This is a genomic window from Staphylococcus sp. FSL H8-0121 (assembly GCF_038008425.1).
In the GTDB taxonomy this organism is placed as follows: domain Bacteria; phylum Bacillota; class Bacilli; order Staphylococcales; family Staphylococcaceae; genus Staphylococcus; species Staphylococcus pasteuri.
Map to the genome: position 1 here is coordinate 441,173 of NZ_JBBOZB010000001.1, position 22,990 is coordinate 464,162.

24 protein-coding genes and 1 riboswitch are annotated in these 22,990 nt (G+C 31.5%); of the genes, 13 read left to right on the forward strand and 11 right to left on the reverse strand.

The features are described 5' to 3' along the window. Positions 1-6: 6 nt before the first annotated feature. The gene (locus LFT63_RS02165) at positions 7-276 is read right to left on the reverse strand and encodes an acylphosphatase (protein WP_026083438.1); all 270 of its coding nucleotides are present in this window, start codon (positions 274-276) and stop codon (positions 7-9) included. Positions 277-432: 156 nt separating this feature from the next. Here LFT63_RS02165 and msaA point away from each other — a divergent pair, with 156 nt between their 5' ends. The 6 genes from msaA (at position 433) to LFT63_RS02185 (ending at position 4,020) form a co-directional block, all read left to right on the forward strand. Next, the gene (gene msaA / locus LFT63_RS02170; protein WP_017636529.1) at positions 433-741 is read left to right on the forward strand and encodes a regulatory protein MsaA; all 309 of its coding nucleotides are present in this window, start codon (positions 433-435) and stop codon (positions 739-741) included. 186 nt (positions 742-927) lie between these two features. Beyond that, on the forward strand, positions 928-1,128 hold the full coding sequence (gene cspA / locus LFT63_RS02175; protein ID WP_002433901.1) for a cold shock protein CspA: 201 nt from the start codon (positions 928-930) through the stop codon (positions 1,126-1,128). A gap of 567 nt (positions 1,129-1,695) precedes the next feature. Then, positions 1,696-2,001 carry a CPBP family intramembrane glutamic endopeptidase gene (locus tag LFT63_RS12635; RefSeq protein WP_186803558.1) on the forward strand — a complete coding sequence of 102 codons (306 nt, stop codon included), beginning with the start codon at positions 1,696-1,698 and terminating at the stop codon, positions 1,999-2,001. A gap of 4 nt (positions 2,002-2,005) precedes the next feature. Continuing rightward, on the forward strand, positions 2,006-2,407 hold the full coding sequence (locus LFT63_RS12640; protein WP_445684198.1) for an Msa family membrane protein: 402 nt from the start codon (positions 2,006-2,008) through the stop codon (positions 2,405-2,407). Continuing rightward, a complete protein-coding gene (locus LFT63_RS02180; RefSeq protein WP_029055364.1) occupies positions 2,401-3,255 on the forward strand; it encodes an ABC transporter ATP-binding protein in 855 nt (284 codons plus the stop codon). The genes LFT63_RS12640 and LFT63_RS02180 overlap by 7 nt, the downstream gene beginning before the upstream one ends. Positions 3,256-3,270: 15 nt before the next feature. Continuing rightward, the gene (locus LFT63_RS02185) at positions 3,271-4,020 is read left to right on the forward strand and encodes a hypothetical protein (protein ID WP_051522831.1); all 750 of its coding nucleotides are present in this window, start codon (positions 3,271-3,273) and stop codon (positions 4,018-4,020) included. Positions 4,021-4,087: 67 nt separating this feature from the next. Here LFT63_RS02185 and lysA read toward each other — a convergent pair whose 3' ends face one another. The 9 genes from lysA to LFT63_RS02230 form a co-directional block, all read right to left on the reverse strand. Beyond that, positions 4,088-5,353: a diaminopimelate decarboxylase gene (gene lysA / locus LFT63_RS02190; RefSeq protein ID WP_029055366.1), complete on the reverse strand. Its 1,266-nt coding sequence runs from the start codon at positions 5,351-5,353 to the stop codon at positions 4,088-4,090. A gap of 2 nt (positions 5,354-5,355) precedes the next feature. Then, entirely contained in the window at positions 5,356-6,432 is a 1,077-nt protein-coding gene (locus LFT63_RS02195; protein WP_017636966.1) for an alanine racemase, read from the reverse strand. Positions 6,433-6,435: 3 nt separating this feature from the next. Beyond that, entirely contained in the window at positions 6,436-7,587 is a 1,152-nt protein-coding gene (locus LFT63_RS02200) for an amidohydrolase (protein ID WP_017636967.1), read from the reverse strand. Positions 7,588-7,756: 169 nt separating this feature from the next. After that, entirely contained in the window at positions 7,757-8,476 is a 720-nt protein-coding gene (gene dapD, locus LFT63_RS02205) for a 2,3,4,5-tetrahydropyridine-2,6-dicarboxylate N-acetyltransferase (protein ID WP_017636968.1), read from the reverse strand. Between the two features lie 21 nt (positions 8,477-8,497). Continuing rightward, positions 8,498-9,220, reverse strand: a complete 723-nt coding sequence (gene dapB / locus LFT63_RS02210) for a 4-hydroxy-tetrahydrodipicolinate reductase (protein WP_340767823.1) — start codon at positions 9,218-9,220, stop codon at positions 8,498-8,500. Then, complete coding sequence (gene dapA, locus LFT63_RS02215; protein ID WP_117239054.1) at positions 9,220-10,104, reverse strand: 4-hydroxy-tetrahydrodipicolinate synthase; 885 nt, start codon at positions 10,102-10,104, stop codon at positions 9,220-9,222. The genes dapB and dapA overlap by 1 nt, the downstream gene beginning before the upstream one ends. A 1-nt stretch (position 10,105) precedes the next feature. After that, complete coding sequence (locus LFT63_RS02220) at positions 10,106-11,095, reverse strand: aspartate-semialdehyde dehydrogenase (protein WP_029055369.1); 990 nt, start codon at positions 11,093-11,095, stop codon at positions 10,106-10,108. Positions 11,096-11,152: 57 nt separating this feature from the next. Beyond that, a complete protein-coding gene (locus tag LFT63_RS02225) occupies positions 11,153-12,358 on the reverse strand; it encodes an aspartate kinase (RefSeq protein ID WP_026083466.1) in 1,206 nt (401 codons plus the stop codon). An 82-nt stretch (positions 12,359-12,440) separates the two neighbouring features. Further along, a riboswitch (Lysine riboswitch) is annotated at positions 12,441-12,617 on the reverse strand. 296 nt (positions 12,618-12,913) lie between these two features. Continuing rightward, on the reverse strand, positions 12,914-14,515 hold the full coding sequence (locus tag LFT63_RS02230) for an ABC-F family ATP-binding cassette domain-containing protein (RefSeq protein WP_017636973.1): 1,602 nt from the start codon (positions 14,513-14,515) through the stop codon (positions 12,914-12,916). 144 nt (positions 14,516-14,659) lie between these two features. Between LFT63_RS02230 and cvfB the strand changes: the two genes are divergently transcribed. From cvfB to phoU, 6 genes are all read left to right on the forward strand, one after another. Continuing rightward, positions 14,660-15,568 carry an RNA-binding virulence regulatory protein CvfB gene (gene cvfB, locus LFT63_RS02235; RefSeq protein ID WP_017636974.1) on the forward strand — a complete coding sequence of 303 codons (909 nt, stop codon included), beginning with the start codon at positions 14,660-14,662 and terminating at the stop codon, positions 15,566-15,568. Between the two features lie 346 nt (positions 15,569-15,914). Continuing rightward, positions 15,915-16,880: a PstS family phosphate ABC transporter substrate-binding protein gene (locus tag LFT63_RS02240; protein WP_123186373.1), complete on the forward strand. Its 966-nt coding sequence runs from the start codon at positions 15,915-15,917 to the stop codon at positions 16,878-16,880. Between the two features lie 176 nt (positions 16,881-17,056). Next, positions 17,057-17,983, forward strand: a complete 927-nt coding sequence (gene pstC / locus LFT63_RS02245; RefSeq protein ID WP_017636976.1) for a phosphate ABC transporter permease subunit PstC — start codon at positions 17,057-17,059, stop codon at positions 17,981-17,983. Between the two features lies 1 nt (position 17,984). Further along, positions 17,985-18,914: a phosphate ABC transporter permease PstA gene (pstA, locus tag LFT63_RS02250; RefSeq protein ID WP_029055372.1), complete on the forward strand. Its 930-nt coding sequence runs from the start codon at positions 17,985-17,987 to the stop codon at positions 18,912-18,914. Between the two features lie 88 nt (positions 18,915-19,002). Further along, entirely contained in the window at positions 19,003-19,878 is an 876-nt protein-coding gene (pstB, locus tag LFT63_RS02255; protein WP_029055373.1) for a phosphate ABC transporter ATP-binding protein PstB, read from the forward strand. Positions 19,879-19,881: 3 nt separating this feature from the next. Beyond that, positions 19,882-20,529 (forward strand): phosphate signaling complex protein PhoU, encoded by a 648-nt coding sequence (gene phoU, locus LFT63_RS02260; RefSeq protein ID WP_017636979.1) that lies wholly within the window; start codon positions 19,882-19,884, stop codon positions 20,527-20,529. Between the two features lie 90 nt (positions 20,530-20,619). On the opposite strand, the gene pepF is transcribed toward phoU, so the two are convergent. After that, positions 20,620-22,434 (reverse strand): oligoendopeptidase F, encoded by a 1,815-nt coding sequence (gene pepF / locus LFT63_RS02265; protein ID WP_340767824.1) that lies wholly within the window; start codon positions 22,432-22,434, stop codon positions 20,620-20,622. A 195-nt stretch (positions 22,435-22,629) separates the two neighbouring features. Between pepF and LFT63_RS02270 the strand changes: the two genes are divergently transcribed. Continuing rightward, positions 22,630-22,986 (forward strand): hypothetical protein, encoded by a 357-nt coding sequence (locus LFT63_RS02270; protein WP_029055375.1) that lies wholly within the window; start codon positions 22,630-22,632, stop codon positions 22,984-22,986. Positions 22,987-22,990 lie beyond the last annotated feature (4 nt).

Here is a 22,990-nt window from a genome sequence, read left to right on the forward strand (position 1 = left end):
ATTAGTTTAAATCGTTTTAAAATCTTTCAATGATTCATCAACATCAAGTGTTTCAATATCATAATTGGTTACATTTGAGGCAGGAGAAGCACCTGAAACAACACTATTAATAAATTGATCTAAACTTTCTGTATCTCCTTGTGCATATATATCTACATAATCATCAACATTTTGTACTGTTCCTTTAATATCATGTTGATTTGCTATTTTCTGTGTATAAAATCTAAAACCGACACCTTGAACTGTGCCGAATACTTGTATATGTTTGCGTTCCACCATAATCACCTCTTAATATCATTATAAGGATAAAACGTTAAAAAAACTAATAATAACTACACTACGTATCGGCCAAAAGTATGAGTCTTCAAACTTGATTTTGTTATACAACAAGTTAAAATTAGCATATAGAATTATACAAAGAAGGGGATACATATGTGGACAGTTGCAAAAATTAGAGCTGACTACGAGGGTTGGTGGTTATTTGAAGATTGGCCAGAAAAAATCGTAAAGCAATCTGAGTTTTCATCATATGATGAGATGTTAGAAGAATATCAAGATTTAATTAAAGCTTGCCAAGCCTATTATGATAACTGTGTAATGGGAAAATATAATATGTACGCATTTTACAATAATTGTGATTTAAATTTCTGCGAAGATTGTGATGAAGATTTACAAATATTTTATAGTTTTATTGTTTTAAAAAATAATGAAGTATATTATAATCTTCCAAAAATAGTTTAAATGATAATTTCCTATAATTGTATTGCAATTTTGCTATTTTTAAACTATAATATTAATTAAGCAATAGTTTTATTCCATATTGCAAAAAGTATTTGCTATTATCGTTATGACTAATTAGACCATGTATTTTTTGTAATATGCGAATAACGCATATTGAATGAATTTTAGTCTTGGAGGTTTCAGATTATGAAACAAGGTACAGTTAAATGGTTTAACGCTGAAAAAGGATTCGGCTTCATCGAAGTTGAAGGAGAAAACGACGTATTCGTACATTTCTCAGCAATTAACCAAGATGGTTACAAATCATTAGAAGAAGGTCAATCAGTTGAATTTGAAGTAGTTGAAGGCGACCGCGGACCACAAGCTGCGAACGTTGTAAAACTATAATAAATAGATTGTAAAAATTGACTTTATTAACTAACACCTTACCAAGATGTAAGGTGTTTTTTATTGGAGTTTTTATATAAAATTAGCGGTTAGTGATCATAGGGTCACTAACCGTTTTTTATTTGAGGAATAGAAGTATATTAAAGAATAATAATGTAGACAATTTTATATAAATATTATACAATAATTATAACAACTAAAGGGAGGGATTAAAATGGAAAGTTTATTCAAATTATTACATGTATCAATTGGACGCTTTCATATTGGCTATAGAGGCAGACGTGTTAAATGGTAATTAATACACCTACTTTAGAGAATAAGATAAAAATCATCTTATTCTCTATTTTATTAGTAATATTTTCCTCTGCTTCATTAAGTATTTCCATAGGCATTTTTTCTATATTAATAAAAAATGAATTTGTACTTCAACTATGTACACTACTATCATTTATAATAAGTTTTATAATAATACCAATTCTTTTTATTAAACTTTTTAAGTTAAATAGTGTTGAAGGTTTATCTATTAATGTGAACAAATGTCTGTTAATATTTTTATGTGTTATTTTTATGTCATTTATTACTAAAGACTATTTAATAACATTTTATTTCCTATGTGTAGCTATTGGAGAGGAATATTTATTTAGACATATAATATACAAAATACTTAGTAAGGAATTTAATATAGTACTTATATCGATAATTGGTTCAATTTTATTTGCTTTTTTATTACATCTAAATGAACCTTTTTTAATTAATTTGATTAATAGGTTTCCAAGCAGTATAATATTATATTTTATTCGTTATAATATAAATTTAAGTTTTAGTATAATTACACATTGGATTTATAATTTACTATTAACTTATTTGGGGTGAATTAATGAAATATTATTTTTCTACTTTTATTTTAATTTCAATATTTTACCGGATAATGTGTTATTTTCAATTCAATATTAATGTTTACCTTGCATCAATATTAACGCTTTTAATTCCTACTATTATTACGGGTGTTTTTATTTTTTACTGTAACAAACACTATCAATTTGTGATTACAAATAGTCTGTTTAATTTATTATGTTATATCTTATACAGTCTTTATATAATGAATTTACCTAATTATGATTCTTATATTTTAAATTCTAAAAAAACGAATGATCAATTTGAAATTTCTATTGATGAGAATATGATAGCTATACCTCAATTAATTTTTATATTTTTATTTATGACTTCCGTTTTATTTTTAATAATACTTATCAAAAAAAGGAGGGGTTTTAAATGCTAAAATTACAGAATATTAAAAAAACTTATGGTTCTACAACTATCTTAAATAATATTAATTTTGATATGAATAATGGCGATATTATTGGTTTAATTGGTAAAAATGGTGCGGGTAAAACCACTCTAATGAAATTAATTGCTAAAATGCAACGACCTTCTGAAGGGACTATTTCATACAATAACCAAGATATACATATAAATGAAAATATACTTACTGACTTTGGTTTTATGATTAATCAAGTATATTTTCCTAATTATAGCGCGCGTCAAAATTTAGAATTTTATTTAAAAGTAAACAATCAAAATCAATATCTCGATAAAATAAGTGATATTTTAACTTTTGTTGCTTTAGAAGACAATAAAAAGAAGGTTAAAGACTATTCATTTGGTATGAAGCAAAGACTATGTTTAGCAATGTGCTTAATTACAGAACCTAAAATAGCAGTTCTAGATGAACCGTTTGTTGGTTTAGATCCAGTAGGTATTGATCAATTAATTCAACTTTTACAACAATATGCTGCAAAATATCAATCTATATTTTTAATTTCTAGTCATCAGATTAATGAATTAAAACAAATATGTAATCGTTATTTGTTCCTTAACAATGGTGAAATCAAAGAATTAAAATCTACACAATTTGAAAATCGACAATTACTTACATATACAAATCCAATAAAAGATATGCAATCAATCAAACAACAATTTGATTTTATTACGCATATAGATGGCAATACTATAGAAATTATTGACCAAGAAGATAATCTGAAATTAATTCAAAATTACATAGGTAATGATAATACTTTACTCAACATCAAAAATATTGAAGCAGATTATATATCATTATTTAAATAGTTAGGGGATTAAACAATGTTAAACGAAATTTTTAAATTTACAGTAAAGTTAAAGTCATTTTGGGTCTTATTATTAATCAGTTTATATCCATTACTTATTTTTATAGCAGAACTAACACATAGTGATTTTGTTTCATTATCATCAACTGAAAAAAATAGTGTCTCGTTTGCAGAATTACTGATTGCTATTTCTGATACAGAACTTAAATTTTTATTACCCATTGTATTAATAGGTATGATGATTGGTCAAAATTTTAATGATGATATTAAATCAGGCCGCTTAATCTTATTTAAAGATCAAAATAGGGATAAGATATTTAACTATAAATTTTTATCTATTTTATTATTAGTTATTATCTCACGAATAATATTAATCATTTCTAGCATTATCGTATATCTATTCTTTGTTAATAAACACGACTATTCTTCACACTCATTATTCTTAAATGATACATTAGTGAATAAAAGCTTTATATTATCATTAGTAGGTATTTTCAGTACGATTATTATTTTGTTATTTTTAGGAATTTTATCATCAATTAAATTTAATTCAGCTTATACAATTATGATTATGGTAATTGGATACATATTAACTAAAATCGTAGAAATGCTACCTAAATTTAAAGTTCTACCAGTTTCTTTTATAAAACTAGAACATGTTCAAGATTTTAATTTTCAGTTAGGTATGATGATAGGGCTAACATTCCTCTACATTATTATTTTTTACGTCATCGCTCGTACATTATTTAAAAAATTACAGTATTAATACAAAATTAAAGGTTCAATACAAGATAATCATTAATTGGTTGTCTTATATTGAACCTTAATTTTTTCTATTTTGTATCATTAATAATCAGTTGTCTTAATGATTGACGTTTAATGACTTCACGTGCTTTGCCATCTTTAATAAAGAACACTGATGGCTTTTGCATTTGGTTATAATTTGAAGCCATAGAATAGTGATAAGCACCAGTGGATAATATCGCTAAGTAATCTCCACGTTGTACTGAACTTGGAAGCTTAGCATTTTTAATAATAATATCTCCCGATTCGCACAATTTACCTGCAATTGTCATAGTATCATCCGCTTCTTCATGACGATTAACAAGTAACGCTTGATACTCGGCATCATATAATGATGTTCTAATATGATCACTCATACCGCCATCTATAGATACATATTTATTAACTCCTGGAATGACTTTCGTTGTGCCTACTTCATATAATGTTATACCAGCTTCACCAACGATTGAACGTCCTGGCTCAATGCCGATTTCAGGTGTATCCATATTTAACTTGTTAACCTCTTCTTTAATAGCATCTGTAATTTCAGCAATGCCAGTTTCAATAGGGAAGCTAACGTCGCCTTCAACATACTTAATACCAAAACCACCACCAAGGTTAAGCAGTTCAACATCAATATTGTTGTCATTTAACCAGTTCAACACAATTTTAGCTGTTTCAATCATTGCTTCAGTGCCTTCAATTTGTGAACCAATATGGAAGTGAAACCCTTTTAAATGAAGATGTTTTGTTTGTTTAATTTTATCTACCGCTTCATTAACTAATCCATAACGGATTGAAAGGCCAAATTTACTATCTTCTTGACCTGTTTGGATAAATTCATGTGTATGTGCTTCTACACCAGGATTGACTCTTAATACGACTTGTACTGTATCATTTGCATAGCGATCAATTAAATCAATTTCTTCTAAAGAATCTATAACAAAATAGCCAATGTTATTTTCTAAAGCATATCGGATTTCATGCTTTGTTTTATTATTACCATGGAAGTGAATACGACTTGGGTCAAAGCCTGCTTCAAGTGCTGTATATAATTCTCCTTCAGAAACCACATCTAAATGTAAATCTTCTTCTTGAACCAATTTAACCATTTGTATACATGTAAATGCTTTAGAAGCATATGAAATATTATATTTTAACCCGCTTTGTTGAAATGCTTGATGATAACGACGCATTTGATTACGAATTTGATCTTCATCATAAACAATGGTAGGGGTACCAAAGCTTTGAGCCACAGTTTTAAGACTTGTACCTCCTAATGTTAATTCGCCGTATTCGTTATATTCTACTGTCATATTTATCTATACTCCTTTATAAGAGAATCGTGATTCATTGCGCTAAGTTGTTCAGAATTTGCTCCCACACCCTTAAATGTGTATTCGTCTATGCGCATATTTTCATTATATAATACAACTTGATCTTGTGCATGTACGTTATCATCAACTTCCACGAACATATGACTCATCATTAAAGCACGAATAGGGTAGCGCTTTCCATTAATAAGTGCTTCATGTTGTGCTCTCGTTCTTAAAATACCATCACCATAACCAACATCTACTACCGCAAGTTTCGTATTATCATTCTGTGTTTCAAATGCCCAACTGTAGCCACAATAGTCTCCTTGCTGAACATCACGCACTTGTATGACATTTGCTTTTACAGTTAATGATTGCTGAATCACTTCTTCACCTAAACCACTATATGGGCGAGAACCATATAATGCAATACCAACTCTTGCGTGCGTATGGTGGGGAAGTACGACTTGACCTTCACGATAATAACTTGCACTATTTTGAGCGTGAATGAAATCAAACTGATAGCCTTCATTTAATAAAGTATTTAATACTTCTAACCATGCAGCACGTTCACGGTCATATTCAGGTACACCGAATTCATCAGCATAACCAAAATGAGTCCATAATCCTGAAATAATCATTTTATCTTGATTTGAATTTTGTTGGTGATCATGTAACACTTCTTGAATTTCAGTTAATGTTTTAAAACCGGAACGATGTAGCAAATTTTCAAATTCTAAATGTATATGAATATCATGCAAATCTTCTTTATGCTCATAATAATATTTCAAAGAAGGTAACGTCATATGAATTTGATTATCACGCACTGTATCAAAATCATATACTGCATTCATAAGAAATACCGTTGCATTTGGAGCTAATTCACGTACTCTTACAGCTTCTTTTAAAGAAGTCGTACTAAATGTATCAATACCTGCACTTAAAAACTGCTTTACTGCAAATTCTAAACCATAATGATAGGCATTATTTTTAACAACAGCCATAATAGGTTGTTGATTTTTAACTTTCTTTGCATTATCCAAAAATGCTTCTGAATCGACTGACCAAATTGCTGTCAATAGTTACACCTCTTTGTAATTTAGTAATAAATGTTCATAATAATTGGCTACATCAATTAATACCTTTTCATCAAAATTTAAATGAGATGTATGTAATCCTGTTACATAGCCTTTATCTGTATTTCGTGTACCTACAAAAACAAAATATGCTGGTGCTAATAATTGACCATAAAAACTAAAATCTTCGCCAAATAAAAATGGAGTAGGCTTTTCAATCACTTCTAAATGAGCATCTTTAAGTGCTTGTTCTACAGGTTTACGTAATTTAGGATTATTAATCGTAGCAGGGTATCCTTCTTCAAATTTCACTTCACAATCTACGTTAAATAACAATTTGACACTGTCAGCTATTTTTTGCATTTGATTTTTAACAATAGTTAAATCATCAGCATCATATGTACGAATAGTTCCTTCTAGATAACCATGACTTGGTACTGTATTAATCGCTTCACCAGCTTCAAAATGTCCCATATGTACGATATTACGTTTTAAACCATTTAAATGATATTGTTGAATTTGACCAACTTGCGTTAACACGTGATGTAATGCTTCACCACAAGAATAGCCTTGTTCTTTATCTGCAACATGGCTAGATAAACCTTTTAAATAAAAGCGATATTCAGTCGCACTAGCAGTAATTTCTTCATCTCTGATTACTACTGTGCCTTCATCTGAGAATGGATTTACATGGATACCAAATACTGCTTCAATAGGATATTGATCAAAGGCTTTGGCATTAATAAGACGATGTGCACCGCCACCTGTTTCTTCAGCAGGTTGGAAAATAAACACAACATTATGAGGAAGGGTACCTTGATCAGCCATTGCTTTACAACGTTGTACAAACAACATCAGGGCAGTTGTATGTCCATCGTGTCCACAAGCATGCATCACATTATCATTTTGACTTCGATAGTCTACATCATTTTCTTCAAAAATCGGTAAAGCATCAATATCTGCTCTATATGCAATCGTATGATTACTATTACCTTTTAAATAGGCGATAGCACCTGTTTCTAGTGGGCGTTCATATGTTACACCTAGTTCATTTAAAAATTGAGTGATATATTCAGTTGTTTCGTATTCATGTAAACTTAATTCAGGATGTTGATGTAAATGTCTTCTATGAGTAGTTACAAATTCTAATTCATTCATCAAAATCATTCCTTTCTCTAAAAATTCCCTAATGACGTTATCATATTTAATGATAATAAAAAGTCGAAACGAAAGGGTGGGGAGCTATCTGTTCTCAAGAAGTTTGAAATCTACTTCTTTAAACTGCTCAACCACGTCTTCGTTTCAACTTACTTTCATTTACGATATATTAATCGTTTAATTTTCTTAATGCAGACACAATCTCACGTTTAGAATCTTCAACTTCAGAAGTCTGTTTAATCACTTTAGCAGGTGTACCTGCAACAACTGCACCTGCAGGAACATCTTGTGTCACAATAGCGCCAGCTGCAACAATTGCACCTTCACCGACACGTACACCTTCTAAAATAACTGCATTTGCTCCGATTAAAACATTATCTTCGATGACAACTGGTGATGCGCTAGGTGGTTCAATAACACCTGCTAATACTGCACCTGCACCAACATGTACATTTTTACCTGTAGTAGCACGCCCCCCTAAAGTTGCATTCATATCTACCATAGTACCTTCGCCAACAACTGCACCGATATTAATCGTAGCGCCCATCATTACGACAGCACCATCTTCAATAATCGCTTGTTCACGAATAAAGGCACCGGGTTCAATTCTAGCATTCGTATTAGTTAAATCTTTTAAGGGAATCGCAGAATTACGACGGTCCATTTCAATCTCAACATCTTCAAATTGACCTTGATGTTGTTCATAGAATGGTTTCCATTCGTCTGCTTCTACAAAAATCACTTTAGAATTATCTGAACCAAATACTTTAAACGATTCAGGGAAAGTTACATTGTCAAAATTACCGTTAACATAAACTTTTAATGGTGTTGATTTTTTTGCATCACTAATATATTGAATTATTTCTTGGGCTGATAAATGTTGTACCATAATTTCGCTCCTTCAGTTGAATTATAAATTATCGAAAGTATAAAAACCTTTGTCTTTGTGAATTAATTTTTCAGCAGCGCCAATTGCTCCATTGGCAAAGATATCTTTTGATTGTGCTTTATGTGAAATAGTAATTGTTTCATCAGTACCAGCGAATAATACATCATGTTCTCCGACAATTGTACCTCCACGAACTGCATGAATACCTATTTCATCAGGTGTTCGTTTTTCTGATTTATCATGACGATCATATACAGGCGTTGTTTTTTCACGTAATCCTTCAATGACATCATATAGTTTAACTAACGTACCACTAGGGGCATCGACTTTTTTATTGTGATGCGCCTCGGTAAGTTCAATATCAAAATCTTGTAATAGGGGAACAGCCGCTTCTAGAATTTTGGTAAGCGCGTGTATGCCATAACTCATATTCGCACTGAAAAATACTGGCATGTTTTTCCCTAAATCTTCTAGTTTTTCAACTAATTTTTCTTTTTCACCAGTAGTTGCGATAACTAATGGTAATTTGAACGATTCTTCTAATAATGGGAATAATAAATTAGGATTAGAAAAATCTATCGCAACATCGGCATCTTTTGCGTCAGCAATGTGTTCGTATTGTTGATAAAGTGTTGAATCTTTCGGTGTGTGTTCGATAACGCCTACAATTTCATGGCCTTTTTCTTCAGCTAATCTAGCAACTCGTTGGTTCATAGCCCCATAACCAATTAAAAGAATTTTCATTATTTTTCACCTGCTTTAAATGTTTCATAAGCTTGTACTAATTTTTTACGATCATTTTCTTCTAATGGTAGAAGAGGTAAGCGTAGTTCATAGCTTCCAAAGCCTTCATGAGCAGTTAATGCTTTGATTGGTATAGGATTAACATCTACAGATAGAGCATCTAACAATTGTCCAATTGGCTCGAACGCTTTAGTGATATCGTCCCCGTTTTGTTTAGCATCATATAAATGTTGGAATTCTTTTGGAATAACATTAGCAATTACTGATATAACGCCATTACCACCACGTTCATAGAAATCAACTACATTGTCATCGTTACCACTATAAATTGCAAATTCGTCTTGATTAACTCGTTTTTTAACTTCTTCAAAGTAATCAAAATCATTTGTAGCATCTTTAAGTGCAACAATATATTGATTTTTACTTAACGTTTCAACTGTCTCTGGTTCAATCGTCATATTTGTACGAGAAGGCACATTATATAATACAACTGGTAATTCAACCGCATTTGCAATTGTTTCAAAATGTTGTACTAAACCGCGTTGATTCGTTTTATTATAATAAGGTGTAATTAACATGACTGCATCAGCGCCTAATTGTCTAGCTCGAACAGATGCTTGAATTGATTTTTCAGTATTATTTGTGCCAGTACCTGCAATTACAGGTACTTGTTTATTCACTAAATTTACTACAGTTTCTAATACATGTTCCTTTTCATCGTCATTTAAAGTAGGGCTTTCAGCCGTAGTACCATTTACAATAATTGCTTGAGCATTATTTTCTAATAAAAATGAAACGTGACTTCTTAAAGCATCATAATCTACCTCGTTATTTACGAATGGTGTAGTTAATGCTACACCTACGCCTTTAAACATGTGTGTCATATTAAAGAACTCCTTTCAATTTTAAAACTTGTTCTAAAACTTGAACTGCGTTTAATGCTGCACCTTTCAATAAATTATCTGATGTACACCATACATGGAATGTATTGTCTAAAGAATCGTCTCTACGAATACGACCTACAAACACTTCGTCTTTACCAGTAGAATGTATTGCAAGTGGATATTCATTATTAGCTGGATTATCTACAAGAACTACTCGATCATCTTTGTCAAATAGAGCTTGAATTTCTTCTACAGTTGTATCTTGATCGAATGTGACATCCATTTCCACGCTATGACTATCTTGAACAGGTACACGAACACATGTAGCAGTTACTTTTAAATCTTTATCATTTAAAATCTTACGTGTTTCATCAATCATTTTTTGCTCTTCTTTTGTATAACCATTTTCTAAAAATACATCAATGTGTGGTAACACATTATTATAAATAGGGTGAGGATAAGCTACAGGTTCTTTACCATTGGCGCCCTCAGATAAATCTCTCTTACCCTTAATACCAGATCCTGAAACCGCTTGATATGTTGTATAAGCAACACGTTTTAAACCAAATGCTTCTTGTAATACTTTTAAAGGTACAACTGATTGAATTGTAGAACAGTTTGGATTTGCAATGATTCCTCTAGTGAACTTAGGTTCATTAACTTCTGGAACTACTAAATCTACATCTTCTGCCATACGCCATTGACTAGAATTATCAATCACTATAGCACCAGCTTGTTCAAACAGTGGGGCGAAATGTTCACTTGTACCACCACCTGCACTCATTAATACATAGTCAAAATGTTCACTTGCTGCTTCTTCAGTTAATTCTTGTACTGTATATGTTTGTCCTTGAAAATCTATATTTTGACCAGCAGAACGTGCTGAAGAAAATAACACTAATTCGTCAAAGGGAATTGCTTTTCTATCTAATGTTTCTAACATTTTTGTTCCTACTAATCCTGTTGCGCCAACTACTGCTAATTTTGTCATGTGTAAGTCACTCCGTTTTCAATATTATTAATATTGTGAAAAATTAAGTTAAATCAATTATATATCAAAAGCACCGTATAGTTCTTCGACAGCTTTTTCACCATTTTCAGCATCAATGACATAAGAAATACTAATTTCTGATGTGGTTGTTTGGTAGAAGGGGATTTTAGCATTAATTAAAGTTATAAATGCTTTAGATGCAACACCTGACATATCTCTCATACCAGAACCAATTAAAGAAATTTTGACATAAGCTTCGTTAATTTTATAATCAAGAGCTTCAAAATTAACTGCTAACTGTTCTAAAATTTGTGAGATTTGATGTACATCTGTGTCTTTAATACTAAATGATAATTGTAATCCTTCATGGTTAACGATTTGGGAAATCATATCCACGTTAACTGAGCCTTCTTCTAATTCAGTGAATAATTGTGTTAATAAACGATTATCTGGTAGGGGATATGTGATTGTAACATGCATCATGTGTTTATCTAATGCGACCCCAGTTACTGCTTTTTTCTCTAATAAATCACTTCTAGACATAATCCATGTTCCTTTCACATTTGATAAAGTTCTTCCTAAATATAGTGGAATATTGTAATTTTTAGCCAATTCAACACTGCGCGTCTCAAGCACGCCAGCACCAAGTGCACTCATTTCCATCATCTCTTCATAAGATACATACTCTAAACGTTTAGCATGACTTAAAATTCGAGGATCTGTGGCATATACACCATCTACATCTGTATAGATTTCGCAAGGTATGTTATTGCTAGCTGCTAATGCCACTGCTGTAGTATCAGAGCCACCTCGACCTAATGTAGTTAATTCATGGTTCTCATTAATTCCTTGAAAACCAGCAATCACAAGTACATTATGTTGCTCAAATGCATCAGTGAAGGTTGAAGGGTTAATTTCAGCAATTTTACTTTTTAAGTGATGTCCAATTGTTTTAATTCCAGCTTGGTATCCAGTCATAGCTTTAGCACTAACACCAATATCGTTTAGCACCATAGACAAATACGAAACTGTTTGTTGCTCTCCAGTTGTTAAAAGTAGGGCAAGTTCTTGCTCTTTTGGAGTTGACGTTAAGGATGATACATTTTCCATCAATTGATCTGTAGTTTTACCCATAGCACTCACTACAACAATCAGTTGTTCATCTTGTTCAACTCGATCTTTTAACATGTTTGCTATATTTTTAATCTTTGTAAAATCGCTGACGGAAGATCCGCCAAATTTCAAAACACTTCTATTCAAAATTTGTCCTCCTCAGTTAGTAGGGAGGCCCACCTATTCAATAAAAAAAGAACAAGTCTGGAATGCGACTTGTTCTACATTTATGTACAAGTGATGCACTCCATTATTATCAAATAATGACAAACTCTTAGCTCTTAACCAAAAAGTCCAACAAATGATATCTGCTATTATCATTCGTTTCGGCATTGCCCCCTTTCAATATTAGCTGTTAGCAGACAGTAATCTAATATTTACTCATGTTTAATGCGCCTCATCAAAATCTTATTCAATTGATATGTTTTTATTATACATATCTGACATGTGACTGTAAACCGATAATTGCGATTTTTTCAAATAAACAGAAAATTTTAAAGCCACTTTCTTTTAACAAAGATTAGTGGCTTTTATGCAAAAGTTTGATTAAAACTTTTGTATTCCTTAAAACCTTATAGCATTTTAATGCTTAGTATCGTTTGTGCAATCGTTTGTTTAAGATCTTAATAAAATAGGGGACTAAAATCCCATAAAAAAACCCTTAAGTGACATCAACATTCACTTAAGGAAAAATAATCATTTATTCTATTGTAATACTCCAATTTCTTGTAAGTACTCTTCATAAGGAATTTCTTTTGAAACAGAACCCTGTGGATTTAAATCAATCACACGGTTAGCAATAGTGTTAATGAATTCAAAGTCATATGACGTAAAAATAAGTGAACCTTTAAATGATTTTAATCCATCATTGACTGCAGTAATACTTTCTAAGTCTAAATGGTTAGTTGGTTCATCTAATAATAATACATTCGCACTTGAAAGCATCATTTTACTTAACATACAACGTACTTTCTCTCCACCTGATAACACGCTTGCTTTTTTCTTAACTTCTTCACCACTAAACAACATACGCCCTAAGAAACCACGTAAGAACGTTTCAGTCTGTTCATCTTCTGGTGCATATTGACGTAACCAATCAACAAGATTCATGTTTACACCATCAAAGTATTCAGAGTTATCTTTAGGGAAGTAACTTAATGAAGTTGTAACACCCCATTTATATGAACCTTCGTCTGGTTCCATTTCACCAGCTAAAATTTTAAGTAGGGTAGTTTTAGCAATTTCACTATCTCCAATTAAAATAGCTTTATCGTTAGGGTTCATCGTAAATGAAATATTATCTAATACTTTTTCACCGTCAATTGTTTTAGAAAGATTTTGAACACTTAACAAGTCATTACCAATTTCTCTTTCTGGAGTGAATTTCACATATGGATAACGTCTAGATGATGGTTGAATATCATCTAATTCAATTTTTTCTAATTGTTTTTTACGACTTGTTGCTTGTTTGGATTTAGAAGCATTTGCAGAGAAACGTGCCACGAAATCTTGAAGTTCTTTAATTTTTTCTTCTTTTTTCTTATTTTGTTCTTGTGCCATTTTTTGAGCTAATTGACTTGATTGATACCAGAAATCATAGTTACCAACATAAACTTTAATTTTACCAAAGTCTAAATCTGCAATATGTGTACATACATTATTTAAGAAGTGACGGTCATGTGATACTACGATGACTGTATTTTCAAAATTAATTAAGAAATCTTCTAACCAACTAATAGCTGGAATATCTAAACCATTGGTAGGCTCATCTAGTAATAGTACATCTGGATCGCCAAATAAACTTTGCGCTAATAATACTTTTACTTTTTGATTATTTTCAAGTTCAGACATCTTTTTGTCTTGTAAAGATGCGTCAATACCTAAACCAGATAGTAAGTTTGCAGCATCTGCTTCTGCGTTCCAACCATTCATCTCAGCAAATTCGCCTTCAAGTTCAGCAGCACGAATTCCATCTTCATCACTGAAATCTGGTTTCATATAAATTTCATCTTTTTCTTTCATTACTTCATATAAACGTTCGTGACCTTTAATAACTACATCAAGTACACGTTCGTCTTCATATGCAAAGTGGTCCTGTTTTAAAATTGCTAATCTTTCATCTTTACCTAGTGATACATGACCAGTTTGTGAATCTAACTCACCAGATAATATTTTTAAGAAAGTAGATTTACCTGCACCATTCGCTCCAATTAATCCATAGCAATTACCATCAGTAAATTTAATATTTACATCTTCAAATAGTTTACGATCGCCAAAACGTAAACTTACATCAGTTACTTGTAACATGCATTTGCTCCTTTTTATATCGTTATTCTAACGGAAGAATTATATCATATTATTAAGATACTTTCGACCACCTACAACTTGTAATGATAGATTACTCCGCTCATGTTATACTATAAAAGAATAAATGACTCGAAGGAGAATATAATGGCACTAGAAAAAGATATCGTAGGTTCAATTGAATTTCTTGAAGTTACCGGCTTACAAGGTTCGACTTATATGTTAAAAGGACCAAACGGAGAACAAGTTAAACTGAATCAATCAGAAGTAAATGAAGAAGATGAATTACAAGTAGGTGAAGAATATAGTTTCTTTATCTATCCAAATAGATCAGGAGAATTATTTGCAACACAAAATATGCCTGATATCACTAAAGATAAATACGATTTTGCAAAAGTATTAAAAGTAGACCGTGATGGTGCACGTGTTGATGTAGGTTTACCAAGAGAAGTATTGATACCATGGGAAGATTTACCAAAAGTTAAAACACTATGGCCAGAAGCTGGTGACAAACTACTTGTTACTCTAAGAATCGATAGAGAAAATCAAATGTTTGCTCGTTTAGCAAGTGAAGGTATTGTAGATAATATGTACACGCCAGTTCATGATGATAGTAAGCAAAATGAAATGTTAGAAGCTAGACCTTATCGTGTCTTACGTGTAGGTAGTTTCTTATTAAGTACGGAAGGCTACAAAGTCTTCGTACATGAATCAGAACGTAAAGCTGAACCTAGACTAGGTGAGTTAGTTAAAGTACGTATCATTGGCCATAATGAACAAGGTGAGCTAAATGGTTCATTCTTGCCATTAGCACATGAACGACTAGACGATGATGGACAAGTCATTTTTGATTTATTAGTTGAATACGACGGTGAATTACCATTTTGGGATAAATCAAGTCCAGAAGCCATTAAAGAAGTGTTTAACATGAGTAAAGGTTCATTTAAACGTGCTATCGGACATTTATATAAACAAAAAATCATCAATATTGAAACAGGTAAAATTAGTTTAACTAAAAAAGGTTGGTCTCGCACTGAAAACAACCAAGATAATTAATGCAAAATCTTGTTTCTTCTATTAAAAAGGTAAAATTAATTTAATAACAACTATGTATAGCGTTGATTGAAACTCATATTTCAATCAACGCTATTTTTATGTTAACAATACTTACTTTAATATTTCCTCTTCTACTGAATTTCTCCTAAATCTTTGAATAATCTCAATACGATTAAAGTCTAAAAAGCTGATATATATAAGAATTTCTAATAACTTAACATAACTAAATCTAAACTTAACAAAACATTTACATTAACATAGTTTTTAATTAACAATGATTCGTTAATATTAGAACTGTAAGAAATACATATAACATTTGGGTTATTTATATTAGGAGGATGTTTCAATGAAAAAGTGGCAATTAGTCGGTACGACTGTATTAGGAGCTTCAGTACTTTTAGGCGCATGTGGCGGCGGTAACGGCGGTTCAGGCGAAGGTAAAGATGTAAGTGGTGAAGTAAAAGGTGACGGATCTTCAACAGTCGGTCCTATCATTGAAAAATTAAACGAAAAATTCGCTAAAGATTATCCTGACGCTACAGTATCTTCTGGTACTTCAGGAACAGGTGGCGGATTCGAGAAATTCATTTCAGGAGAAACAGATTTCTCAAATGCTTCAAGACCTATTAAAGATGAAGAAAAGAAAAAATTAGAAGACAAAGGTATTAAATACAAAGAATATAAAATTGCTCAAGATGGTGTAACAGTAACAGTAAACAAAGATAATGACTTCGTAAAATCATTATCTAAAGACCAACTTAAAGATATTTACTCTGGAAAAGCTAAAACTTGGAAAGACGTTAACTCTAAATGGCCTGATAAAAAAATCAAAGCGTTCTCTCCAGACCAATCACATGGTACATTCGACTTCTTTACTGAAGAAGTAATGGATAAAGGCGATATTAAAGCTGAGAAAAATGCTGACACTAACGTCATCGTACAATCAGTTCAAAAGAACGAACAAGGTATTGGTTACTTTGGTTATAACTTCTATCAACAAAATAAAGACAAATTAAAAGAAGTTAAAGTCAAAGATGATAAGGGCAAAGATACTAAACCAACTAAGAAAACAATCCAAGATAACTCTTATGCTTTAAGTAGACCATTATTCATCTACGCTAAAGAAAAATCATTAAAAGAAAACAAAGCTTTCCAGGAATTCATGAAATTCACACTTAAAGATGAAGGTAAATCTGCAGAAGATGCTGGTTATGTAGCACTTCCTAAGAAAGATTACAAAGATGAACTTAAAGAATTAAAAGATTACATTAAGAAAAACAGCAAAGACTCTGATAAAAAAGAAGATAAATAATTAACAATAGAGTTTGGGAATACAACGAAAATCAATACAAAGTGGGTTAATTCAGCCACTTTGTATGATTTTCTTTTCAGGTTAGCACATAAATATCATGAGTCTTTACTCTTATCAACCTGAAATATTCCCACTCTTTTTTTATAATTGGGAGATTTAAGAAGAGAGGTTTTCATATGGTTTCAAATACAAACATTAGAGAAATGATTGCTAAAAACAATGCCAAAAAGGGTGGCATGAGCGATAAAATAGTGCCAATCATTTTAGCTATCATTTCAGCAATTTCAATTTTAGTAACTTTAGGGATTTTATTTACATTACTAACTGAAACAATCACTTTCTTTACACGTGTATCAATCACAGAATTTTTATTTTCTACAGATTGGAACCCGTTCTCAGCTAAACCTTCATATGGTATTTGGGCATTAATCATTGGAACACTTAAAATCACAATTATTGCAGCTTTATTCGCAGTTCCAATTGGATTAGGCGCAGCTATTTATTTAAGTGAATATGCTTCAGATAGAGCTAGACGCATTATTAAACCAGTACTTGAGGTGTTAGCAGGTATACCAACTATCGTGTTCGGTTTCTTCGCATTAACATTTGTTACACCGATTTTAAGATCTATATTTCCTGACTTAGGTAGTTTTAACTCAATTAGTCCTGGATTAGTAGTAGGGGTAATGATTATCCCACTTATTACAAGTATGAGTGAAGATGCAATGGCATCAGTTCCAAACAAAATTCGTGAAGGTGCATTAGGGTTAGGTGCTACAAAATTAGAAGTTGCTATAAAAGTTGTTTTACCTGCAGCAGCTTCAGGTATTTTAGCATCAATTGTCTTAGCTATTTCAAGAGCAATTGGAGAAACAATGATCGTATCTCTAGCAGCTGGTAGTACACCTACAGCTTCATTAAACCTAACTGGGTCAATCCAAACAATGACTGGTTATATTGTTCAAGTTGCTACAGGAGATGCTACTTTCGGATCAGACGTTTACTACAGTATCTATGCGGTAGGATTCACGCTATTTATTTTCACATTAGCTATGAACTTACTATCACAATGGATTTCTAAACGTTTCAGAGAGGAGTATTAAAATGTCTACAACAACTACTAACGTAGCAAATCATAACAAAACATTAGTCGATCAAAATAAAGTCGAAAAAAATATTTCTAGTCGTATGACGAAGAATAAAGTATTTAAAGGTATATTCTTAGCTTGTACATTAATAGGATTAATCGTATTAGCAGCATTATTAATAGATACATTAATCAAAGGTGCTGGTCATTTAACACCTTCATTCTTCACTAACTTTTCTTCATCTACACCATCTATGGCCGGTGTTAAAGGTGCTTTAGTGGGAACATTATGGTTAATGATTACTATCATTCCAATTTCAATTATTTTAGGTGTCGGTACAGCAATTTATCTTGAAGAATATGCTCGTAAAAATCCATTTACAGACTTTGTGAAAGTTTGTATTTCTAACTTAGCCGGGGTACCTTCAGTAGTATTCGGTTTATTAGGACTTACATTATTCGTACGTGGTATGGGAATCGAGTCATTATCTCTTGGCAAATCAATTTTAGCTGGTGCATTAACAATGTCTTTATTAATCTTACCTGTCATTATCGTAGCATCACAAGAAGCTATTCGCGCGGTACCCAATTCAGTACGAGAAGCGTCATATGGTTTAGGTGCAAATAAATGGCAAACGATTTACAAAGTCGTTTTACCGGCTGCATTACCAGGTATTTTAACTGGATTTATCTTAGCTTTATCTCGTGCATTAGGCGAAACAGCGCCTTTAATTTTGATTGGTATTCCAACAATTCTATTACGTTTACCAAGCGGCATCATGGATCAATTCCAAGCATTGCCAATACAAATTTATAACTGGGCTAAAATGCCTCAAGAAGAATTCCAAAATGTTGCGTCAGCAGGCATTATCGTATTATTAGTTATCTTATTATTAATGAACGGTTTAGCAATATTCTTCCGTAATAAATTTAGCAAGAAATTTTAAAGAGAAACGAAATCTTAACATTGGGAAATGGATATTGATTATTAAGTAGACTTATTTCAACTTAATTATTTAGAAGGAGTTTTATACTATGGGTAACAAACAAGTCGAAGAAAACAAGAAATTAAATGAACTAAAAAGCAATTCAGGGCAAAGCGTTGCTACAATTGTAACTACAGATGATAAAAAAGATTCAATTTCAGATAGCGAAAGAAAAGTAGTATATTCTACTCAAAATTTAGATTTATGGTATGGCGATAACCATGCACTTCAAAATATCAATTTAGATATTCTTGAAAATAACGTCACTGCTATTATTGGACCATCAGGTTGTGGTAAATCAACTTATATTAAAGCATTAAACCGTATGGTAGAACTTGTACCTTCTGTAAAAACAGCTGGTAAAATTTTATACCGCGATCAAAACATATTTGATGCTAAATATTCAAAAGAGAAATTAAGAACTAATGTAGGTATGGTATTCCAACAACCAAATCCATTCCCAAAATCAATTTATGACAATATTACTTACGGGCCAAAAACTCATGGTATTAAAAACAAAAAAGTTTTAGACGAAATTGTTGAAAAATCACTACGTGGTGCTGCTATTTGGGATGAATTAAAAGACAGATTACACATGAATGCGTATGGTTTATCAGGTGGTCAACAACAACGTGTTTGTATCGCTAGATGTTTAGCGATTGAACCTGATGTTATTTTAATGGACGAACCTACATCAGCATTAGACCCAATCTCTACTTTAAAAATAGAAGAATTAGTTCAAGAATTAAAAGAAAATTATTCAATTATTATGGTTACACATAACATGCAACAAGCAGCGCGTGTTTCTGATAAAACTGCTTTCTTCTTAAATGGTTATATTAATGAATATGACGACACTGACAAAATTTTCTCAAATCCTGCAGATAAGCAAACTGAAGATTATATTTCAGGACGATTCGGATAATAGATGGCAGTTATTAGACAAAAATACGAAGATCAACTAGAAGGCTTAATCAAAGATTTACGCCGACTAGGTCTTCGTGTTTATTTTAATATTGAGAATGCCTTAGTGTCGTTAAGTGAAGAGAAGAGAACATTTGCCAGAGAAACTATTCAAAAAGATAAAGAAATCAATCATCTAGATCATGAAATTAATGAAAAAGTGATTATGTTGATTACAAAACAGCAACCAATAGCTACAGATTTGAGAATGATGATGTCAGCATTAAAAATTTCTACAGATTTAGAGCGAATGGGAGACAATGCAGCTAATATCGCTCATATTAGACTTCGAGTCAAAATAACTGACCATTATGTATTAACTAGATTAAAAACAATGGGTAAACTTGCTATGTTAATGCTTGAAGATTTAAATACAGCTGTTAAAAATGAAGATATTACTTTGATTAAAGAAATTATCGAACGCGATCAAGATATTGATGACTTATATATCAATATCGTTAATACTACTTACTTAATTGATAATGATCCTTTCGTTGCTGGACAAGCTCATTTAGCCGCTAGAAACTTAGAACGTGTAGGGGACCATATTAGTAATATTGCTGAAAGTGTATATTACTTCTTAACTGGTAACCGTTATGAAACATCACATTAATCTACCTATATAATCCAAATTAACAAATAACTATAAAAATATCCCCTCAAATGAATGGTGATTCTTTCATTTGAGGGGATATTTTTATAGTTATTTTGATTGACCTTCAATCTCATCAGTTAATGCAATTGCTTCATCTACTAATTCAGAAATATAGCGAATAGTATCTTTTAATGGCGCTTCAGTTGTAATATCTACACCTGCTTGTTTAGCTAATTCAACAGGAGATAAACTGCCACCTGATTTTAACGTATTTAACCAAGCATCGACTGCTGGTTGACCTTCATTTTTAATTTTTTGAGAAACAACCGTACCTATTGTTAAACCTGCAGAATAAGTATATGAATATAATCCCATATAATAATGTGGTTGTCTCATCCAAGTTAACTCAGCACCATCAGTCATTTCAACTGCGTCACCGAAAAATGTTTGGTAAACATTTAACATAATATCATTTAGTACTGGAGCAGTTAGAGATTCTCCATTATCTACTTTTTTATAAACTCCCCGTTGATATGCCGCTTCAAGTAAGTGTGTCACCATATTATGATAATAAGTACGTGATAAAATTGAGCCAATCACCCAACGTTTAAAACGCGGGTCATCACTATGGTTAAATAAATAATTGGCCATCAACATTTCATTCATAGTAGACGGGGCCTCTACAAAATACATAGACGCTTCAGATTCTAAGAAATTTTGATGTGTTTGTGCTAATGTAAAATGTCCAGCGTGTCCTAATTCATGTGCTAATACAAATGTTTCAGCCATTTTACCCGTCCAAGAAATAAAGACATATGAATGTGTAAAATATGGACTAGCACAAAAAGCGCCAGTATCTTTACCTTTATTTTGAGCAAAATCTATCCAACGATTCTGATAAGCAGATTCAAGCATTGAAGTATAATCATCACCCAACACATTTAATGCACCATAAATATATTTTTTAGATTCTTCTATTGAAATATCTGGTTCATAAGTAGGATCTATTGAAATTTTCAAATCTTCAAATCGCATTTTATCTAAACCATGAACACGTTGTAATAATTTGGCATATTTTTGCATTACTGGTGCTAAATCACTCATAATTACATCAATTTGTCTATCAAACATGTCTCGTGTCACTTCTTGTTCTTGTAACAGATAATCAATAACAGAATCATAGCCTCTTAAATCTGCTTCAATTTTTTCTTGTTGAACTTGCATATTATAAGTTGCTGCAGTTGTATGTTGATATCGTTTAATAGCATCACTAAATGATTTGAAACTTTTCTTTCTGAATTCTGCATCAGCATGATCTTCATATTCATTTTCAAATGTTGCGTAATCCATTGGATAATCTACATTTTCATGTTCAAACGATTCAAATGCGATATCTAGCATTTTTGTCGTACCATATAAATCATAAGGTTGATTAATAGTAGGGGATAAACTAGCTAAAGTTTGTTCTACTTTAGGATCTAGTTGATATGGTTTACGCTGAATGAGTTGTTGAATATAGTGTGGATATTGTGTTTCAGCTAGTAAGTGTTGTAATTCATCATCATCTAAATCTAATATTTCCGATTCTAAAAATGATAGCTGACTTGCGATTTTACCATATGAAGTATTTAATTTCGCATTTAATTGTTGTGCTTTTTCATCACTAGTATCTACACTTAGACGTAATTCTGAATAGTTTCCTAGACGATCTAATTGTATTAATAGAGTCTCATACTCATGTAATGCTTTTTCAGCAATTTGATAGTTTGTTAGTTGACCAGCAAATCGTTTATTAAAATCTATAGTTGAAGCCATTATTTCTTCTAACGTTTCGTAAAAGGCATCATCATTTTGGAATAAGTCTTTTAAATCCCAGATTTCTGAACTTGATACATCTTTTCTATTAGGTAAGCCTTGAGACAATATGTTTCACTCCCTGTTTGTTAATATACGTCATATTATACATTAGTTATTTTTCTTACGCAGTTGATTCAGATAGGAAAATCAAACTTTAATTAAAAGTGTTATTAATGAGATATACTACTATAGTAGGTTTAGTTGTTAGTTAGAAAATAGTATAATAAAAATAGTGTTATTTTAAATAAGGAGAATTCGTATATGACAATTTTTGATATGCCCAATTTCCTATGGATTACTATATTAGCGGTCATCATACTAACAGTGTTTTGCACTTTAGTATTACATAGATGGTTTATTGCGGCAGTAATTTCATTTGTGGTTTTAGGTGTGTTGGCATTCTTAATCCCTAACTTTCAAGATATTACATATCAACCGTTATTAGGATTTGCTGCTTTTATGGCAATAATCAGTTTAATTATTAGTTTCTTATTATGGTATTTCACTCGTAATTGGAGACGTGAAAGAAAGAAAAAACGACTCGAAAAAGATATGCGTAGATATGAACAATTTGAACATGACTATAATGATGATTTCGATAAATATCGTCGTCGTTAAATAT

Coding starts and splice junctions, on each gene's coding strand:
- msaA (WP_017636529.1), top strand. CDS start 433: ATGTGGACAGTTGCAAAAATTAGAGCTGACTACGAGGGTTGGTGGTTA.
- cspA (WP_002433901.1), top strand. CDS start 928: ATGAAACAAGGTACAGTTAAATGGTTTAACGCTGAAAAAGGATTCGGC.
- LFT63_RS12635 (WP_186803558.1), top strand. CDS start 1,696: ATGTCATTTATTACTAAAGACTATTTAATAACATTTTATTTCCTATGT.
- LFT63_RS12640 (WP_445684198.1), top strand. CDS start 2,006: ATGAAATATTATTTTTCTACTTTTATTTTAATTTCAATATTTTACCGG.
- LFT63_RS02180 (WP_029055364.1), top strand. CDS start 2,401: ATGCTAAAATTACAGAATATTAAAAAAACTTATGGTTCTACAACTATC.
- LFT63_RS02185 (WP_051522831.1), top strand. CDS start 3,271: ATGTTAAACGAAATTTTTAAATTTACAGTAAAGTTAAAGTCATTTTGG.
- lysA (WP_029055366.1), bottom strand. CDS start 5,353: ATGACAGTAGAATATAACGAATACGGCGAATTAACATTAGGAGGTACA.
- LFT63_RS02200 (WP_017636967.1), bottom strand. CDS start 7,587: ATGAATGAATTAGAATTTGTAACTACTCATAGAAGACATTTACATCAA.
- dapD (WP_017636968.1), bottom strand. CDS start 8,476: ATGGTACAACATTTATCAGCCCAAGAAATAATTCAATATATTAGTGAT.
- dapB (WP_340767823.1), bottom strand. CDS start 9,220: ATGAAAATTCTTTTAATTGGTTATGGGGCTATGAACCAACGAGTTGCT.
- dapA (WP_117239054.1), bottom strand. CDS start 10,104: ATGACACACATGTTTAAAGGCGTAGGTGTAGCATTAACTACACCATTC.
- LFT63_RS02220 (WP_029055369.1), bottom strand. CDS start 11,095: ATGACAAAATTAGCAGTAGTTGGCGCAACAGGATTAGTAGGAACAAAA.
- LFT63_RS02230 (WP_017636973.1), bottom strand. CDS start 14,515: ATGTTACAAGTAACTGATGTAAGTTTACGTTTTGGCGATCGTAAACTA.
- cvfB (WP_017636974.1), top strand. CDS start 14,660: ATGGCACTAGAAAAAGATATCGTAGGTTCAATTGAATTTCTTGAAGTT.
- LFT63_RS02240 (WP_123186373.1), top strand. CDS start 15,915: ATGAAAAAGTGGCAATTAGTCGGTACGACTGTATTAGGAGCTTCAGTA.
- pstC (WP_017636976.1), top strand. CDS start 17,057: ATGGTTTCAAATACAAACATTAGAGAAATGATTGCTAAAAACAATGCC.
- pstA (WP_029055372.1), top strand. CDS start 17,985: ATGTCTACAACAACTACTAACGTAGCAAATCATAACAAAACATTAGTC.
- pstB (WP_029055373.1), top strand. CDS start 19,003: ATGGGTAACAAACAAGTCGAAGAAAACAAGAAATTAAATGAACTAAAA.
- phoU (WP_017636979.1), top strand. CDS start 19,882: ATGGCAGTTATTAGACAAAAATACGAAGATCAACTAGAAGGCTTAATC.
- LFT63_RS02270 (WP_029055375.1), top strand. CDS start 22,630: ATGACAATTTTTGATATGCCCAATTTCCTATGGATTACTATATTAGCG.